Raw genomic sequence first — 16875 nt, 5'->3', positions numbered from 1 at the left:
ATGGCCGCAAACCTGACGCCGGATACCGATATCGGCCTGTGGCTGGAGCAGCAGACCAACAAGTCGCTGCTGCGCTTCCTGACCTGTGGGAGCGTGGATGATGGCAAGTCGACGCTGATCGGGCGGCTGCTCTATGACAGCCAGCTCATTCTCGATGACCAACTGGCGAGCCTCAAGAAGGAAAGTCACAACCGCATGGTGGGCGACGAGGGGATCGACTTCTCGCTGCTGGTGGATGGGCTGGTGGCCGAGCGCGAGCAGGGCATCACCATCGATGTGGCCTACCGCTTCTTTTCGACCGACAAGCGCAAGTTCATCGTCGCCGATACGCCGGGCCATGAGCAATATACCCGCAATATGGCGACCGGCGCCTCCAATGCCGACCTGGCGCTGCTGCTGATCGATGCACGCAAGGGCGTGCTGACCCAGACGCGACGGCACAGCTTCATCCTGTCGCTGATCGGGGTGAAGCATGTGGTGCTGGTGGTCAACAAGATCGACCTGGTGGACTACAGCCAGGACGTGTTCGACAGAATTGTCGCCGAATATAACGAATTCGCCAAGGAGCTGGGCTTCAAGAGCCTGACGGCAGTGCCGGTTTCGGCGCTGCGCGGCGACAATATGGTGGCCAATAGCGAGCGCACGCCCTGGTACAAGGGCTCGCCGCTGGTGCCGTATCTGGAACAGATCGACGTTTCGGAGGACCGTACGCAGCAGAAAATGCGCTTCCCTGTGCAGTGGGTGAACCGGCCGAATCTCGATTTCCGCGGCTTTTCCGGAACGGTGGCTTCGGGCAGCGTGAAGGTGGGTGACGAGGTGCTGGTGGCGGCTTCGCGCGTGCCGGCGGTGGTTGCGCGCATCGTGACCATGGATGGCGAGCAGCAGGCGGCCATTGCGGGTGAAGCGGTGACGCTGGTGCTTGACCGGGAAATCGACATTTCGCGCGGCGACGTGCTGAGCCATGCCGGCGAGACGCCGGAATATTCCAACCAGTTCCAGGCGCGCGTGGTGTGGATGGCTGAAGAGGCGGCGCAGCCGGGGCGGTCCTATCTGCTCAAGGTCGGCTCGCAGGTGATGCCAGCCTCGATCACCAATCTCAAGTTCAAGACCAACGTCAATACGCTGGAACAGAGCCCGGCCCGCAACCTCGAGCTCAACGAGGTGGGGACGCTCACCATCTCGACCGACAAGCCGATTGCCTTCGACCCCTATAGCGAGAATGGGCTGACCGGTGGCTTTATCCTGATCGACCGCATCAGCAACAAGACGCTGGGCGCCGGCACGATCGATTTCGGGCTGCGGCGCGGGCAGAACCTGACCTATCAGAGCTTTGATGTGGATCGCCAGGTTCGCAGCGCGATGAAAGGGCAGACGGCCAAGATTGTGTGGTTTACCGGCCTGTCGGGCTCGGGCAAATCGACCGTGGCCAACCTGCTGGAAAAGCGGCTGACGGCCGAGGGCAAGCATTGCTACATCCTTGATGGCGACAATGTGCGCCACGGGCTCAACAAGGATCTGGGCTTTACCGAAACCGACCGCGTGGAGAATATCCGCCGCGTGGCCGAGGTGGCCAAGCTGATGGCCGATGCCGGTTTGATCGTGCTGGTGTCGTTCATTTCGCCCTTCCGCAACGAGCGGCGGACCGCGCGCGAGATTGCCGGCGATGTCGAATTCGTCGAGGTCTATGTCAACACGTCGCTGGAAGTGGCCGAAAAACGCGACCCCAAGGGGCTTTATGCCAAGGCACGAGCCGGCCAACTGCAGAATTTTACCGGCATCAGCAGCCCGTTCGAAGCGCCTGAGCACCCTGATATCGTGCTCAAGGGTGGTGAGCTCGAGCCGAGCGAACTGGCTGACCAGTTGCATGACTACCTGGTGAGATAGCCGGGCAATGAGCAAGGGGCGCCGCGGCGCCCCTTTTTCTGGTCAGCCAGCCAGACCACTGGCAATGGCATCCCAGGTCGATCGTGCCAGGGGGCCGAAGCGGCATTGCTGGGTGATGTCGAGCTCGGTGCAGAGCTGATTGACGGCCGAAATGGTGGATGAGGTCAGTTGGCCCGACATGCTGCCCGAATAATGGCCGCGCGCGGTCAACAGGCCCTGCAGCATGTAGACATAGGCGTTTGGGTTGACGCGTAGGAGTTGCTGGCCGGTGCGCGCCTGCAAGGCAGGGTCCAGCGCGTCGAAGAGTGCCCAGGTGTGAGCAAGGTCTTCGAGGCTACGGCCATTGGCAGCCAGAATGACGCCATTGGCGGCGACGGGGCCGGTGCGCTCATCCTCGGGGATGGTGTCGTAAAGCGCGCTTGCGGCGGCAAGGTCGGGTGGCACAGCGCGGCCAGAGCCGCGGACATAGAGATTGAACAGGGCCGCCCTGGCGGCGGCGTCACCGCTATCGGCGCCTTTGCGCAGGATGACGAGGGCGACGGACAGGTCGGCGGTGACGCCGCGTCCGCGGGCATAGGCATCGGCCAGAGGGGCAGCGGCGGCGGCATTGCCTGCATCGAAAGCTGATTGCAGCAGGGGGATCGCCTCGGCTTCGCGAGCGGCACCAAGCTGGCCCCGGAGCAGGGCGGTGGCGAGGGCCATGCCGGCGCTCTCATCGCCGGCGGCCAGCGCTGCGCGCAGATGCTGCTCGGCCAGCGCCGCATCCTGCGGGACGGCTTCACCGCGGAGATAGAGATTGGCCAGCGTTCGCCGGGCCGAAATGTTTCCGGCTTCGGCGGAAATGCCCAGATATTTGACAAGCATGGCCGCATCGTCGGGACTGCCGGTACCGGCGCGGTAGATGGACACCAGTCGGGTGGCGGCAGTGTCGTTTCCGGTGGCGAGGGCGGCGTCGTAATATTTGATGGCCAGGGCGGTGTCGGGTTCGCCATAGGTGCCTCGGTACAGGGCATCGGCCAGTGGCAGCAAGGTCTGGTCGAGGCCGGCATCGGCGGCGGCCTGGAGATAGAAGAGCGTCTTGGCGCGGGACAGGCCACCGGTTTCCCGGCGATGCAGCTCGCTCAGGGTGAGGTAGGCTTCGGGAATGCCGAGGGCCGCTGCCTGTTCGAGATAGACGACGGCTTTGCCGTAATCGAGCGGCAAGGCGCCGCGGTCGCGGGAATATTCATTGCCCAGCAGCAGTGCAGCATCGGCATTGCCTGAAGCGATCATGGCATCGAGTTCGGTCAAGGCGCCTTCGAGTTCGTCCGCCTGATCGGGCGAGCGCAGGATACGGGTGAGTTCGCGCAGGTTGCGCGCTTCTGGCGCCTGCTCGGCGGATGGTGAATTTTCCGCTGCGGGAGCGGTAGACCCCTGGGCCAGGATGGCAATTGTCGAGCTGCCGGCCAGAACACAGCCGATGATAAGTGCAAGTTTCCAACGCATGGCGTCCCTCCAGCATTGCCGCCAGTAAAGACTAACCGCAGCGGCAGTCCGCAGAAAGACAATTTTGTTCGAGGTAATTTTAGGGCGCTGGATCGCCGGTGAGTTCTGCCGTTTATCCCCGTGCGGCGGGGCGGGACTAGAATGCGGGCGTGTTCCCACAGGCAGGATGAGCCAGATGCAAGACAGATATGATGGATATGCCAACAGCCTCGAAGGGCCAGCGGGCCACGGCTTTGCCATTGTGCCGCACGATTCCACCGAACTGAGCGAGGTGACCCGCGCGATCTATGTCGGGGTCGGCGGGGCGCTGGCGGTGACCCTGCAATCGGGCGCTGAGCTGGTGTTGCAAGGGGTGGCGGCGGGCACTCTGTTGCCGCTGCGCGCGCGGCGGATCAAGGCGACCGGCACCAGCGCCAGTGCCATCGTGGGGCTGGTTTGATGCATATCGGCATCAATCTGTGGACCACGCCGAGCACATGGTGGCCGAGCGGGGCCAGCTATGCCGCCGATTTCGCCGGAGATCGCTATATGCGCGATGGCGAGCCGGTGGCCGCCAATGCCGCCTTCGGTCTGGTGCGCGGTTCAACCAAATATGCCGCCGACGGCAGCGGCAGCTTTGTGCCGTTCGGCGCCAATATTGCGGCCCGCACGGATCTGGGCCTGCTGGTGGAGCCAGCTTCGAGCAATATGCTGAGCAATCCGGTGGGGCTCGAGACGTGGCTCACCACCATGGCCAGCGCCACGCCGCTGCCAGGGCCGGTGCTCGGCATCTTCACGCAGCCGATGTTGGTGACCGATACGGCGGGTAATGCCGTGGCGCGGCTGCGACACGCAATGGGGCTATCGGTCGTCGCGGAACAGAGCTACGCGCTGTCCTTCTGGCTGCGAGCGGGTTCGACGCCGAATGTGGGGGTGATCGCCAGCGGCGACGGCGGCAGTTCGCGGCTGGGGATTGCCTTGCCCGATGGCGGGGTGACCACGTCGACATCCGGTCGGGGGGCGATGACGCTGGCGGGGCTGGTGCAGCCGGCGCCAAACATTTATTGCGCGCAGGTGCGGTGGACGCCCAGCTATTCGGGCTCTTGCGAAGTGGCCATAGGGCCTGGTACCGGAGTGATCGGCGATACGGTGATCGCGCTGGGCGCCTTCATGGAGGTGGGGACACGTTTTACCAGCCCGATACTCGATGCCGGTGGTCGCGCTGCCGACAATTTGACTCTGCACCTGCCTGAAGGCACGCACGAGCTGACCTTCACCTTCGCGGACGGAAGCACGCAGGTGATCGCCGGAGCGAGCGGAGAGTTCGCGGTGCCAACCAATCTCGACAGGGCTGTCATCAGAAGGGTTGTGGGCGTGGCGAGCTGAGGGCCTACAGCGCGAGGATGGCGGCGAGGTGGTTTATTTCGGCCTCATGAGCGCGGGCCAGGGTGTGGAACCTGGCCCGTGCCCCCTGGCAAGCGGCCGGGTAGCGGGGGGCGAGATCCTGCAGGAAGGCCGTGACGGCAGTGTCGAAGGGCTGCCCCGGCTCCAGCACGGTGCAGGCCGGGTCGTCCAGATCACCGGGGATGCAGCAGAGGCCATAGGCGATGACTGGCAGGCCGGCGGCCAGGGCCTCGAGATTGACGATGCCCTGGGTTTCGTTGCGGTAGAGCGAGGGGAAGAGGAAGAGATCGATGCTGGCGAAAAAGTTCAGCTTGGCGGTACCCGACACCGGGCCCAGATAGTGCAGGCGATCGCCGAACTCCATGCCAGCGGCGTCGATGGCGGCGCGAGCGCCAATGTCGCGGCAGGGGCCGGCGAGCACGAGGCTATCGGCCAGGCCGTGGGCATGGGCCAGCCGGAAGGCTGCGATGGCGCGTTCAACGCCCTTTTCCAGGGTCAGGTTGCTCAGGAAGCCAAGGGTCCTCGGCAGGTTGCGCGAGCGGGGAATATCGAGCAGGGCGCGGTCGACGGCATCGACATTACTGAAGGCGGTGGTTTCGCAGATTTCGGGATAGGTCGCGGCCAGTTCGCGGCTCATGGCGGGGCATATGGTCATGTGGATGGCGGAGGGGCCGGCCAGGCGCGCCAGCAGGGCCATGCCGGCCCCTCGGGCGGTTACATGGGCGTAGGTGTGGTGGTGGAGCACGGGGCGCTTGCGTCCCAGCCGCGCCAGGCCGGCCAGCAGGGCGGTCAGGACCATGCCGGCATTGGCGCTGACCGACAGGTAGGCTGTGCGCGAGCCGGGCCGCAGGCAGGCCATGGCCGCACGGAGCACACCATGCACGCGCCGAATCCGCCCGCGCCATGGCCCACCCGCCCCCGCCTCGCCGGTATCAAGGCGCTGCAAGGGCAGACCACGCTGTTCCAGGAGGGCGGCAATGGTGGCCGTTGCGACGGCTTGGCCGTGAACGGGCGGCGGAAAGGGGCCGACGAATGGAATGGGCGCCATCAATTTACCTTGCCCGATGTGTGCATGGACGCCGCTTGCAATCCAATAACCTATGTCTGTTATAGAAGATATCGCCAGCCGCGCAGGTTCTAATGTCTGTAATCGTTCCTGATTTCTTGATTATCGGTGCAATGAAGGCGGGTACGACGACGCTGTATCGGGACCTGGCGGCGCATCCCGAACTCTTTCTACCCGAAGAGAAGGAGCCCGAATGCCTGGTGCGGCACGGAAACGACGCCCGGGCCGTTGCGCGGGACTACAAGTCGCTGTTCGCCGCAGCCGGGTCGGATCGATTGAAGGGCGAAGCATCCACGGCTTATGCCAAGCGCCCTGACCATGAAGGCGTTGCCGAAATGGCGCGGCGGGTATGTGGTCCGCTGCTCAAGGTCATCTACATTACGCGTGACCCAATCGAACGGATCATCAGCCAGTATCGGCATGAGTTCGGCCTTGGCGAGGTGGTGGAAGATATCGACACGGCGGTGCTCAAATATGCTCGCTATGTCAATTATAGCCGATATGACTGGCAGTTGGAGCCATGGCTGCAGATATTCGGGGGCAGCCAGGTGTTGGTGGTGCCGTTCGAGACCTATGTAGCCAATCGGACCGAAATCGCCCGACAAATCTGCACTTTTCTCGGCGCTAATCCCGCTTCTTTGCCTGAAATAGACAGTGAGCGAGCGTTCAATGCCAATGAGGGCAAGCTCATTCCTGCCGGCCCGTGGAAGCGTCTGGTTGGCTCACGTTTCTATCAGCGAACAATAAAGCCGATGCTGGCTCAATCGCTGCGGGAGGAGGTGGCAAGGCGTGTGCTTTCTCCGGCCCAGGCGAGCGAGGGCCGGCTTGCACCAGTCACTGCGCAGGCACTGCTAGACCAACTACGCCTGAAACCCGCCAGTCGAATAACGGAGAGCCAGAAATAGACAAGCTTGACCTGCTCATGGCCGCTCGGAATACGCCGTGGTTTTTTGCGTGGCGATGGAGGCAGCTCGAACACCCAACCCTGCACCGCCGTGTGGTCCGCAGGGGCGATGACGTGGTGATCGAGGGGTTTCCCCGATCGGCCAACACCTTTGCCACATATGCTTTCGAAGAAGCGCAGGGTCGGCCGGTAAAGATGGGCAACCACTTTCATTCGCCGGCGCAATTTCTTCTGGCTGCGAAATTTGGAGTGCCAGCCATGCTCGTTATTCGTGAGCCGGTTGCCGCTGCTCTGTCACTCATGGTTTTCAGCGATGGCATGAGCGCCCGCGACGCCTTGCGACGGTATATCGGCTTTCATGAGCCGTTGCTGCCAGTCAGGGAGCATTTTGTGGTGGCGCCATTTGATGAAGTTATCGAGAATTTTGATGCGCCGATCGCGCGGCTGAACGGCAGGTTCGGGACCGCATTCAAGCCCTTCAACCATACGAGGGAAAGGGCGAGCGCCTTGCTCCTTCGCATCGATCGTGAGCGTGACGAACGTGCCGGAGATCATCCGGACTTGCTGGACAATGCATTCAAGAAGTCCGTCCCATCGGCCGAAAAGAGCGATGCTCGCGATGCTCGCAAGGCTGAGCTTGCGGCAGGGGATGTAGCGGAGCTGCGGCAGCGTGCTGCGGCTGTTTTCCAGGCCTTGACCGGCTGATCAGGCGTAGCTGCAGAGCGCTATTTTCGTGCTCGTCTCGTGGCGAGCAGTATGAAGAGAATTATCGAGATGGCCGGCTGGAGCGTGATCGAAACGCCCTGCGCAAAATTTAGCTGGATGAAAGAGATGCCCAACGGCCAGAATATCGCCGTATAAATCAAGGCTGCCACCGGGTTTACTCTTATGAGTGGCGCGAATGAATTATAGACGAGCTTTATGCCGCTGCCGATGAGAAGCGGCATGATCAGCAAACCGAGATAACCAAAATTTATGTAGGCTTCCCCGATTACGTTCGGCGGCCAGCCGTTGTTGCGAGCCCATATCCCGAAAACTTCGGATCGGACCCAGGGACCCATGCTGGGATTTGGTTTCTCCGGCCACAATGCCTTGGGAATTGGTGCGGTCACGAGCGCCAGATAGGAGAGGCCATGCAGGTGATCGGTGTTCGCCGGAACTCTCGAAATAATGGCGCTGGTGCGTGATATGTCCACGAAATTTCCGGACCCCACGATCGTGTCGATGAAGGTGTCTTCTGCCCGGTAGCCGAGATCCGTCTGAGCGATCGAGCGCAACTGGGCCATGCCGAATGCCATGCCCACGACGATTACAATCGAGGCGAAGAGCCAGCGGTTGTTCAGCCGACCCAAGATGAAGAAGAGCAAGGCCGAATTGATGATCAGCTGCCCAATCGTGGCCCTGGAACTCGACAGGAAGGGTATGGCCGAGGCGATGACAAACAAAGCTATGATCAAGGCGATGTTCGATAGTGTCAGCTTCTTCTTGTTGAAGAGCGTGGCGGTAATAAAATAGTAGAGCGCGCTTGATCCGGCCTCGCTCATGAATCGCAGATACCCCAACGAGCTGAAGACCTCTTCGCCGTCGTCGGTGATGATCGACGTCGTTCTTTTGCTGGAAATCGAATCCAGCGAAAGCTGTACGTCGTAGGCATTTACGAACAAGGCTATACCCAGTACGGACACGATGACCGAGATAATCAAAGCCAGCTTGAAGCGGGGGCCTGTCGTTATCTGCCGATCAAACAACCAGCGAATTCGCTCGATGGGCACCCTAGCGGTTGTTGCGGCATAGCCGCTCGCCAAGGCAAACAGACCGAGCATGAGCCACGGAGCGCGTTCTGCGATCTCGATATAGCTCTGGCCCAGCATGAGAGCGGAAACACGGGCGTTATCGGAATAGGCGATGTAGACGCCTCGCAGGGTGCACCCGATGAGCACAGCGATGATCATCAGGATGAGAGGCTCGTAAAGAGTGGTCTTTCGACCTGGCAAGAGAAGCGGAAAGCTTATTGCCAGCAGGCAGAGCAAGCCGGAGACAACGACGGCGAACTTGCCCGAAGCGTCAAAGACGGCTGCCAGCATTACCAGTGGCAGGACGGCGAGCGCGGCAAAAACGACGTATAGGTATGCTCGTTCATACCATCTGTTGTTTTCTACCGCGGTCGGTCTGGCCAAGCTCGCCATCTACTTTTCCAGAATCCCGTCATTGCGAGCTTGCATTTGCGACGATTGCCTGGATTGCAGCCAGCGCGTTGCGGGGTTGGCCTCGCCGTTCAAACCAAATGCCTTTTCCAACAGCCGCTCGGTTTCCTGCATCGATTCACGGTAATGGTCGTCAAGCATCGATCTGATGGTATCGGGCATTTTGTCGGGCTTCTGACCAAATTTTCGCAGTCCCCGCAGCGTCTCCTTTTTGGCATATAGCCGCAAACGGGATGGAATCAGGGGCTTAATTGCCGCCTTCAATGCGCTTGGACCAAGCAAGGCCCGGCGAAGCTGGCCATTTATCGGATGAGGGAGGCTGGTGGCATTTTCCACTTCTGGGCTGAATTTCTGACTATCGTAGTCGATACCCATGAACTTACAGACCTGTTCTATCGCTGCTTCACCATCTGAAACCAGGTTTGCGAAATCCACGACCAGAATTTGTTCAGCGGGAAACGCATTCAGCCATGAGCGGAGGTGTCGATCATACAGGCCACCATAGAGGTGACGCCAGCCAAACACCCATTGTTCCCGTTGACCTGACTGCTCGCTAGCAACAGCCGCGGCAAAAGTCTGCTCGGGATCGCCGACGCCAGAGGCGACAAAGTTGTAGGCGGAATAGGCGCGCTCGGTTGGATCGCGGAGCGAGACGACAATTCTGGCGTCAGGCGCGAAATTGCGGACCTGGCCAGGGGACTGCGGATTGACGAGATATGAGGTGCTTGCATCGATCAGCAGGTCGGTGGCTTTAGCGGGGTTGAAGAGGGCTGCATAGTCCTCCCCGCTCATATGCGACGCCATGAATTGTGTGGCATGGGGCGACGGGCCGTCGATCAGTGATAGCAAATTTCCGCGGAAGTAATTCGGCTCCTTCAGCACAGGGAGATAGGTGCCGTCCTGCCGGCCAAGCTGTGCTGCCAGAGTGGATGTGCCTGCCTTCATCGCCCCGACTATGAAGCAGAATTTGCGATCCTGGAGCGACATTTTATCTCTTCTGCTGCAGCGGGGCGGCAACGTCCGCCTGATTATAAAGCCGATCGATCTCGCCGAGGTGTTGTTCGAAAACTGCTTCGATATCCTCGTCGAAGTGGTTGACCCAGTCGCCAATTTGACCCTTGCGGAAGGTGGCATTGCCGCGATGTTGGACGGCGGCCCATCTCGACTGCAGATGTTCGCCGGTGGTGGATAGATCGAGATGGCGGGCGAGTGTCGACAGCGCCGCCAATTGGCGTTCGTCGCTGCCCCCGCCGCGCGTGCCGACGAGATCTTCGTAGCGCAACGTGACAACGCACGGCGCCGTCAGCCAGCCGGAAAATGCGGTGAAGGGGAAGGCATACGGCCGGAAATGGCCCTGAATTGTATCTTCGCCCGGCTGCGGGCCCGGATCAAGGCAATGATCCTTGATTTCTTGTCGGGATAGGTTTCGACGAGGTGCTTGTGTAGCCGGTGCCGGCGCAATCCGACGATATAGAAATAGCGGGATATCAGCATGTCACGCGGCGAACGGATCAGATTGACGGTTCGAAAGCCTTCGTTTGCGATGAGGCCCGCAATCGAGACGATATAGGGCAGGTGTGCGGTGGCTACCTGGCCGCCTCGAATGCTGGCCAGCTGCCGTTTGAGTGCGGCGGCGTCGATCTCCGTGCCGGTTTGACTAGCCGGCCGTTCGATATGTAGTCGGGCATTCATTATGCCGGGAGCCGTTTCGAGCATGCTCATGAGCAGGTGGGTTCCAGCCTTTGGCAGGCTGTTGAGGAATATCCGGGAACCCTTTCGCCAGATCTGGACGGAGGCGTAGGCCCGATAGGCCTTTATTGCCGCGCCGCGAAGGACTGTGCTCTGAACAAAGTGCTTAGACATGGCGTCCTCAGTCGATCGCTGGGTTGGTCGGTGTCATCGGCAGGATGATGCGATGTCTGTATCGGAAAATGGTGGTGGCCTGCCAGCCGAGCATGATCGCGGTGCCGCCCATGCTGGCGAGGGCGGCGCCGGTGGCGCCGAGTTGGGGGATCAGCAGGAAGTTCAGGCTGATGTTGATCAGGACGGCGACGAGGTTGATGAGGCCGAATATGGCGCCGCGACCAGTGGCGATGAGCAGGCCTGCGCAGGGGATGGTGAGGGCGGCGAAGGCCTGGCTGATGGCGAGGAGGGTAAGGGAGGGCGCGGCGGGGGGCGTATTCGTGGCCGAAGATGAAGGTGATGATCGGCTCGCTGAACAGGCCGAGAATGGCGCTGACCGGCAGTACGGTGACGATCGAGAACAGCACGGCGATGCGGAAATGGCGCCACATGGCGCGCTGCCTGTTGGCAGCGATGCTTTCGGACAGGAGCGGGGTGATGATCTGCATCAGGATGACCTGGGGGAAGGTCATCAGATAGGTGATGCGGAAGGCGGTGCCGAAATAGCCCACTTCGAGAAAGGAACTCAGCGGGCCCAGCATGAGAATGTCCATGCGGTTCATGATAAGCCGGGAGGACACGCCCATGAGCAGAGGCAGGGCCATGGCCATCCAGACCCGGGGATCGCCGGCAGGGGTGGCCTGCCAGGTTTCGGCGGGCAGGGCGCGGCGGAAGAACCAGGTGGCGAGGACGGCGCCGACCGTTGCGGCAATCCCGTGGGTCAGCACGGCCGGGGTGGCCTCGCTGAGCCCGATAATGGCGGCGACCAGGATGACGGCGGCTGGGGGCAGGGCTTCGTCGAGGGCGATGCCGATGGCGGGACGGCGGGCGCCGGCCAACTGGCTGCGGCGCGACAGGGTCAGGGCAGCCGGGAACAGCAGGATGAGGGTGAGCGCCAGGCCCGCCTGCAGGTCCTGATCGAAGCCGGGCAGGGTCATGGCCGTGGCGATCAGGATGAAGGCAACCAGCGAACCGAGCAGCACGATGGCGTCGCCCCAGCGCAGCAGGGCACGCAGAGCCGGCCAGTTTTCCTGCACGCGGAAGGTGGGGATGAGGCGGGACATCAAGGCGGGCCAGCCGAGGCCGGCAAACTGGGCGGCCAGGGCCGCCGTGCCGGTGGCGAAGGTGAAGATGCCATAGCCATCGGGCGAAAGCTGGCGGGCCAGGATGATGGTCATGACCAAGACCAGCAGGCGCGATAGCAGGCCCACCAGCAGCGTGCCGGCAAAGACGCGGGCCAGACGCGACTGGACGAGTTGCGCCAGGCTCCGTCTGCGGCGGGGCGCCGGTGCATCTATGGGGGCGGGGCCTTCGCTCATCGGGCGGTCATCATCGGCGGCGGTCAGGCTGCCTTGGGATGGTTGCTGCGCACCTGGCGCTCGATCCATTCATAGGTCTGTTCCAGGCCGGATGTCAGTGTTTGCGAGGGGCGCCAGCCGAGCTTTTCCTCGATCAGGCGATTGTCGGAGTTGCGGCCGCGGACGCCCTGCGGACCGGGAATATGGTTCTTGTGCAGGGTCTTGCCGGCAATGGCGGCCACGATATCGACCAACTGGTTGATGGTGACCATTTCGTCGGAGCCGATATTGACCGGGCCTTCGAATTCCGAGCGGGTGAGGCGGACGACGCCTTCGAGGCATTCGTCGATATAGAGAAAGGAGCGGGTCTGCAGGCCATCGCCCCAGATCTCGATCTCGCCATTATCAGGGGCCAGTGCGACCTTGCGGCAGATGGCGGCCGGGGCCTTTTCCTTGCCGCCGTCCCAGGTGCCCATTGGCCCGAAGATATTGTGGAAGCGGGCGACGCGGTTTTCCATGCCGAAATTGCGATTATAGGCGAGGAAGAGGCGTTCGGAGAACAGCTTCTCCCAGCCATATTCGCTGTCGGGCGCGGCGGGATAGGCCGAGGATTCGGCGCAGTTGGGATTGTCGGGGTCTTCCTGATTGTAGGCGGGGTACATGCAGGCGGAGGAGGAGTAGAAGACGCGCTTGATGTTGCGCTTGTGGGCAAGGTCCGCGATGTTCAGGTTGATGGTGGCGGAGTTGTGCATGATGTCGGCATCGTGCTCGCCGGTGAAGATATAGCCGGCACCGCCCATATCGGCGGCGAGCTGGTACACCTCGTCGAAGCGGCGGTCGATGATGCGCTCGCAGACCTCCTGGCGGCGCAGGTCGCCCACCACGAAGTCATCCGCTTCGGTGTCGCCATATTCGGGGAATTTCAGGTCGACGCCACGAACCCAGAAGCCTTCGCGCCTGAGCCGGCGAACGAGGTGCGAGCCGATGAAGCCACCGGCGCCGCAGACCAATGCAGTCTTGACCATACTAAACTCCTCTAATGTTCTGATGTGACAGCGGGCCTGTCACCAAAGCCTGAAAGCGATCCGCGATCTTTTCGATGTCGAAGGCCTGTTCGGCATAGTGCCGACCGCCCTCGGCCATGGCGTCGCGTGTGGTCGGTTCGGTTGCGAGCCGGTTGAGCGCGGCGATGAAGGCCGCGGGGTCCGCGGGAGACACGACGATGCCGGCACCGGCCCTGGCCAGCGTCTTGCGCGCCAGATTGCCTTCCGGAATGGAGGCCAGGATGGGCCGGCCGATACAGAGATAGGTCAGGATCTTGGAGGGCACGGAATAGATGCCGGCATCGGCCTCGATCATGGCGATGAAGATATCGGCGCCGCTGAGCATGTCGGGCAGGTCACTGAACGGTACCCAAGGCCGGACTTCGAGCTGGTGGACGCCTTCATCGGCGGCCCGCTGGCGGAGCGCATCGGCGACGCGACCTTCGGAAAACACGTAGAACTTGCCGGGGAAGGCCCGGGCTGCTTCCAGCAAAAGGTCGGGATTGTGCTTGTAGCCGAGCGTGCCGGAATAGACGGCGCGGAGGCCTTCGGCGAGGTGGCGGGCCGACCAGTCATTGTCGCGTGCGACCGGCACGATCTCGTCCAGCGGCGCCCAGTTTTCGATGACGGCGATCTTGCGGGCATCGACGCCGCGGGCGGCAAGGATGGGGATGAAGTCGTCGGAGATGGAAACGACGTGGTCGCTCTGGCGGAGGATGGAAAATTCGAGGTTTCGATAGAGCGCGGCAATGGCGTGGCCCAGGAGGGGCAGCTTTTTCGGCACGATCTTGCCGATCGCTTCGCTATAGATGTCCTGCAGCCAGAAGATAAACCGGGCCTTGCCGGCGCGGGTGGCGCGGAAAATCTGCTTCTGGGTGTCGAGCGGGGCATTGCTCGAAATCACCGTGTCGGGCCAGAAGGCGTCGATTTCACGGGCTACCAGGCGACCGAATTCGATCTCCTGCTGGCGCCGCTGGACGAAGGTGTCCTTGCGGAACTCGCGTCCGAGCGACAGGCCCTTCACCTCGAAACCGCCGGCATCGGTGGGTTGGCGCGTCAGGTTGCCCTTGGGGGTCTGGAAATTGGTCGAAAACACATGCAGGACCTCGTGGCCCCGGCGGGCAAGGGCGCGGGACAACTGCACCTGGAAGGGATGGCCCGAATAGTCGTGCACGAGGATGCGTCTTGAGGCTGCCACTACACTGTTCCGTCCTGCCCACACCAAGAGCCTTGAGACCGTTGGTACTGCCCAGGCACGACAGCGGCGTGTCCGACACAGGCTTGGGGGTGCCGCGGGTATGCCTTTACACTATCCCAACAGCATCAATATTGAATGAATATTCGGGATAAGGGTTACCGGCGGCAGGTGACGCCCGCGAGGGAAAAATTGCCGCGCAAAGCAACACTATTGGGCGGGGCGAATGCGCTTGGGTTAGCGCCGTGTAGGGAATCCGGCCCGTGGCTTATTGCGCTCAATAGGCGTCGGAATAGTATCCGCCGTATTTCTTGTAGTAGCTCGAACGGGTTTCGTTCTGCTGATTGAGGACGGCAACGATCTCGGTTTCGGGACGCTTCGAGCCGCGGAGGGATCTCGATGGCGCGCTTGGCTTCGGTCTGCGACGTGGCCGCCCAGCGCGCCACGAAGACGATCATGTCGGCGAAGGGCGCGATATAGAGGCCATCCACGACCGGACCGACGGGCGGGGTGTCGATCACCACCACGTCGAAGGTCTTGCGGGCCGCGTCGATAAGGCGGCCGAAGGGGACGCCGGCCAGCAATTGATCGGTGGGCAGGTCGCTGTGGCGCGCACCCAGGATCACGGTCAGGCTATCGAGCATGGGGTCGCCCGCCATGATCTGGCCGATGACCTTGCTGTCGCCGGGGGCGGCGCGCAGGAATTCCTGCAGGCCCTCGGAAGGGTTGAGGTTCAGCAGGCGATGCTGGCTGGGCTTGCGCAAATCGCAGTCGATCAGCAGCGTGCGTTCGCCGGACAGGGCATAGGAGCGGGCCAGGGCGAGGGCAATCGTGCTCTTGCCATCATTGGGCGCCGAAGACGAGACCATGACGACCTGGCTTTCGGCCGGGCCGCCGCCATTACTGCCGGTGCGTTCGCCGAGGCTGCGCAGGGCGGGCCGATCAATGGCCAGACGGATGCGGCGGATCGACTCGGCATAGATCGACAGCGGTTCCTCGATCAGCAGGTCGGCAAAGCTCCTGTTGGCGCCCCTATTGGCCTGGCGCGGCACGGCGGATGCAAAGCGCGTCTTGAGGACGGATTCGACCTGGTCCTCGTTGGTGAAGCCGCCAATGAGGTTTTCGTAGAGGAAGGCCAGGGCAACACCCAATGCCAGGGCCGACAGGCCCGCCAGCAGCACGATCAGCGTGCGATTGGGGAAGGCAGGAGCCTGCGGCGCGAGAGCCGGGGAAACGATGCGACTATCGGCGATCTGCAGATTGGCCTGGGTATCGAGATCCTGGGCGCGGGACAGCAGCGTCTGATACTGGCTGCGGGCGATTTCGGCGCTCTGCTGCAGGCTGTAAAGTTCAGTCAGCACATCAGCGGAGAGCGAGGAATTGAGCACCTCGTTGCGCATGGCTTCGCGCAGGCTCTCCTCGCGCTGTTCGGAGCGCTCCACCTCGGCCTGGATATTGCTGACCTCGGTGCTGGCTTCGGCGAGCAGGTTCTGGTTGATGCGTTCGAGCTGGCTGCGCAGGTCGGCCACGGTCGGTGAATCGGCGCTGGCCGTCGAAATGGCCGCGGTGATTTCGTCGCGCTGGGCCTTGAGCACGTCGAGCGCGTCGGACTGGAGGGTGGTCACCAGGGTTTGCAGGTCGCCCTGGCTGATGCTGGCCTGGGCGGTGGCAGCGAGAGCGGCATTGCTTTCGCGGGCGGCGGCGAGTTCGGCAATCTGGCGCTGCATGGCGGCTACGCCGGTGGCCCCGCCTTCCGCGGTAATGCGCTCGATATTGCTCTGGATGAAATCGTCGAACGAATCTTCGGAGCGCACGATGGAGTCGCGGGCCTGAATGATGCGGGCCTGCAGAATATCGCGCGAGGCAAGGACGCTGCCGACCTTGTAGTTGAGCTGTTCGGCGATATAGGCGTCGGCAATGGCATTGGCCAGGCGGGCCGCGGTATCGCGGTTGGTCGAGCGCACCTGCACCGAAATCAGGTAGGTACCGCCCCGGCGCTGCACCTGCACCGCGCTGCGCAGATTGGCCAGCGTATCATTGAGCGCATCCTGGCCGGTGGGAAGCTGCTGATCGGAGAGGCGCAGAAACGAGAGCAGGCGCGCGCGCCAGCCCAGGGTCGGGCCGAATTCGCGATCGGTCACCAATTGCTCGGACGCAATGACCCGCAACAGGATACTGTCGGAGCGCAGGATTTCGACTTCGCTGTCGATGCGGGCGCTATCGGCACCGGCGCTGGCGAATTCGGATTGCGGGTCGAGCAGGTTCTTGCTGCTGGGGTCCACCAGAATGAGGGTGGAGGCCGAGAAAATGGGCGTGAGGGCGAAGGCGCCGATACCGGCAATGCCCACCACCACGATCACCGTCAGGACGATCAGCCGGAATTGACGACGAAGTACACCGGCCAGGCTGCGGAGATCAATCTCGGTCTCGTCCATTCACTCAATTCCTGACCTTGAGAGGCGCTGCGCCGAGCCTCCGGCAATGATCGTGTAGATGGGATTGTGCCAAGCG

Annotated in this window: 15 protein-coding genes and 1 pseudogene; 5 read left to right on the top strand and 11 right to left on the bottom strand. The window is 62.2% G+C overall.

Annotation, left to right across the window (positions count from 1 at the left end; translation table 11 throughout):
• Complete coding sequence (gene cysN, locus NVV79_RS20335; protein WP_303994350.1) at positions 1-1884, top strand: sulfate adenylyltransferase subunit CysN; 1884 nt, start codon at positions 1-3, stop codon at positions 1882-1884.
• Between the two features lie 42 nt (positions 1885-1926).
• Here the strand turns inward: cysN and NVV79_RS20330 are convergent, their stop codons facing one another.
• Positions 1927-3369 carry a tetratricopeptide repeat protein gene (locus tag NVV79_RS20330; RefSeq protein ID WP_303993369.1) on the bottom strand — a complete coding sequence of 481 codons (1443 nt, stop codon included), beginning with the start codon at positions 3367-3369 and terminating at the stop codon, positions 1927-1929.
• A gap of 175 nt (positions 3370-3544) precedes the next feature.
• On the opposite strand from NVV79_RS20330, the gene NVV79_RS20325 reads away from it, so the two are divergent.
• Positions 3545-3808: a hypothetical protein gene (locus tag NVV79_RS20325; RefSeq protein ID WP_303993366.1), complete on the top strand. Its 264-nt coding sequence runs from the start codon at positions 3545-3547 to the stop codon at positions 3806-3808.
• A complete protein-coding gene (locus tag NVV79_RS20320; RefSeq protein ID WP_303993365.1) occupies positions 3808-4734 on the top strand; it encodes a hypothetical protein in 927 nt (308 codons plus the stop codon). The genes NVV79_RS20325 and NVV79_RS20320 overlap by 1 nt, the downstream gene beginning before the upstream one ends.
• 4 nt (positions 4735-4738) lie before the next feature.
• On the opposite strand, the gene NVV79_RS20315 is transcribed toward NVV79_RS20320, so the two are convergent.
• Positions 4739-5800, bottom strand: coding sequence for a glycosyltransferase (locus tag NVV79_RS20315; RefSeq protein WP_303993362.1), 1062 nt, complete (start codon positions 5798-5800; stop codon positions 4739-4741).
• 92 nt (positions 5801-5892) lie between these two features.
• Here NVV79_RS20315 and NVV79_RS20310 point away from each other — a divergent pair, with 92 nt between their 5' ends.
• Positions 5893-6723 (top strand): sulfotransferase, encoded by an 831-nt coding sequence (locus tag NVV79_RS20310; RefSeq protein ID WP_303993359.1) that lies wholly within the window; start codon positions 5893-5895, stop codon positions 6721-6723.
• Between the two features lie 113 nt (positions 6724-6836).
• Positions 6837-7427: a hypothetical protein gene (locus tag NVV79_RS20305; RefSeq protein ID WP_303993356.1), complete on the top strand. Its 591-nt coding sequence runs from the start codon at positions 6837-6839 to the stop codon at positions 7425-7427.
• A gap of 20 nt (positions 7428-7447) precedes the next feature.
• Here the strand turns inward: NVV79_RS20305 and NVV79_RS20300 are convergent, their stop codons facing one another.
• From NVV79_RS20300 to NVV79_RS20260, 9 genes and pseudogenes are all read right to left on the bottom strand, one after another.
• On the bottom strand, positions 7448-8908 hold the full coding sequence (locus tag NVV79_RS20300) for an O-antigen polymerase (RefSeq protein ID WP_303993354.1): 1461 nt from the start codon (positions 8906-8908) through the stop codon (positions 7448-7450).
• The gene (locus tag NVV79_RS20295) at positions 8909-9913 is read right to left on the bottom strand and encodes a sulfotransferase (protein WP_303993353.1); all 1005 of its coding nucleotides are present in this window, start codon (positions 9911-9913) and stop codon (positions 8909-8911) included.
• Position 9914: 1 nt separating this feature from the next.
• A complete protein-coding gene (locus tag NVV79_RS20290) occupies positions 9915-10208 on the bottom strand; it encodes a hypothetical protein (protein ID WP_303993350.1) in 294 nt (97 codons plus the stop codon).
• Between the two features lie 20 nt (positions 10209-10228).
• Complete coding sequence (locus NVV79_RS20285; protein ID WP_303993348.1) at positions 10229-10648, bottom strand: hypothetical protein; 420 nt, start codon at positions 10646-10648, stop codon at positions 10229-10231.
• Positions 10649-10796: 148 nt separating this feature from the next.
• A complete protein-coding gene (locus NVV79_RS20280) occupies positions 10797-11027 on the bottom strand; it encodes a polysaccharide biosynthesis C-terminal domain-containing protein (RefSeq protein WP_303994348.1) in 231 nt (76 codons plus the stop codon).
• Positions 11028-11112: 85 nt separating this feature from the next.
• Positions 11113-12147, bottom strand: a pseudogene (locus NVV79_RS20275) (oligosaccharide flippase family protein); the annotation flags it as partial.
• A 23-nt stretch (positions 12148-12170) separates the two neighbouring features.
• Complete coding sequence (locus NVV79_RS20270; protein ID WP_303993345.1) at positions 12171-13151, bottom strand: NAD-dependent epimerase/dehydratase family protein; 981 nt, start codon at positions 13149-13151, stop codon at positions 12171-12173.
• A 1-nt stretch (position 13152) separates the two neighbouring features.
• Positions 13153-14367: a glycosyltransferase family 4 protein gene (locus NVV79_RS20265; RefSeq protein ID WP_303993342.1), complete on the bottom strand. Its 1215-nt coding sequence runs from the start codon at positions 14365-14367 to the stop codon at positions 13153-13155.
• Between the two features lie 155 nt (positions 14368-14522).
• Positions 14523-16799, bottom strand: coding sequence for a Wzz/FepE/Etk N-terminal domain-containing protein (locus NVV79_RS20260; RefSeq protein ID WP_303993339.1), 2277 nt, complete (start codon positions 16797-16799; stop codon positions 14523-14525).
• Between the last annotated feature and the right edge of the window lie 76 nt (positions 16800-16875).

The organism is Devosia ginsengisoli, assembly GCF_024707105.1.
Classification (GTDB): domain Bacteria; phylum Pseudomonadota; class Alphaproteobacteria; order Rhizobiales; family Devosiaceae; genus Devosia; species Devosia ginsengisoli_A.
The sequence above is the reverse complement of the archived record's forward strand: the minus strand, read 5'-3'. Positions and strand labels throughout refer to the sequence as shown.

What these genes read in the sequence shown, in the direction of transcription:
- cysN (WP_303994350.1), top strand. Translation starts at nt 1, where the DNA reads ATGGCCGCAAACCTGACGCCGGATACCGATATCGGCCTGTGGCTGGAG.
- NVV79_RS20330 (WP_303993369.1), bottom strand. Translation starts at nt 3,369, where the DNA reads ATGCGTTGGAAACTTGCACTTATCATCGGCTGTGTTCTGGCCGGCAGC.
- NVV79_RS20325 (WP_303993366.1), top strand. Translation starts at nt 3,545, where the DNA reads ATGCAAGACAGATATGATGGATATGCCAACAGCCTCGAAGGGCCAGCG.
- NVV79_RS20320 (WP_303993365.1), top strand. Translation starts at nt 3,808, where the DNA reads ATGCATATCGGCATCAATCTGTGGACCACGCCGAGCACATGGTGGCCG.
- NVV79_RS20315 (WP_303993362.1), bottom strand. Translation starts at nt 5,800, where the DNA reads ATGGCGCCCATTCCATTCGTCGGCCCCTTTCCGCCGCCCGTTCACGGC.
- NVV79_RS20310 (WP_303993359.1), top strand. Translation starts at nt 5,893, where the DNA reads ATGTCTGTAATCGTTCCTGATTTCTTGATTATCGGTGCAATGAAGGCG.
- NVV79_RS20300 (WP_303993354.1), bottom strand. Translation starts at nt 8,908, where the DNA reads ATGGCGAGCTTGGCCAGACCGACCGCGGTAGAAAACAACAGATGGTAT.
- NVV79_RS20295 (WP_303993353.1), bottom strand. Translation starts at nt 9,913, where the DNA reads ATGTCGCTCCAGGATCGCAAATTCTGCTTCATAGTCGGGGCGATGAAG.
- NVV79_RS20285 (WP_303993348.1), bottom strand. Translation starts at nt 10,648, where the DNA reads ATGAGCATGCTCGAAACGGCTCCCGGCATAATGAATGCCCGACTACAT.
- NVV79_RS20270 (WP_303993345.1), bottom strand. Translation starts at nt 13,151, where the DNA reads ATGGTCAAGACTGCATTGGTCTGCGGCGCCGGTGGCTTCATCGGCTCG.
- NVV79_RS20260 (WP_303993339.1), bottom strand. Translation starts at nt 16,799, where the DNA reads ATGGACGAGACCGAGATTGATCTCCGCAGCCTGGCCGGTGTACTTCGT.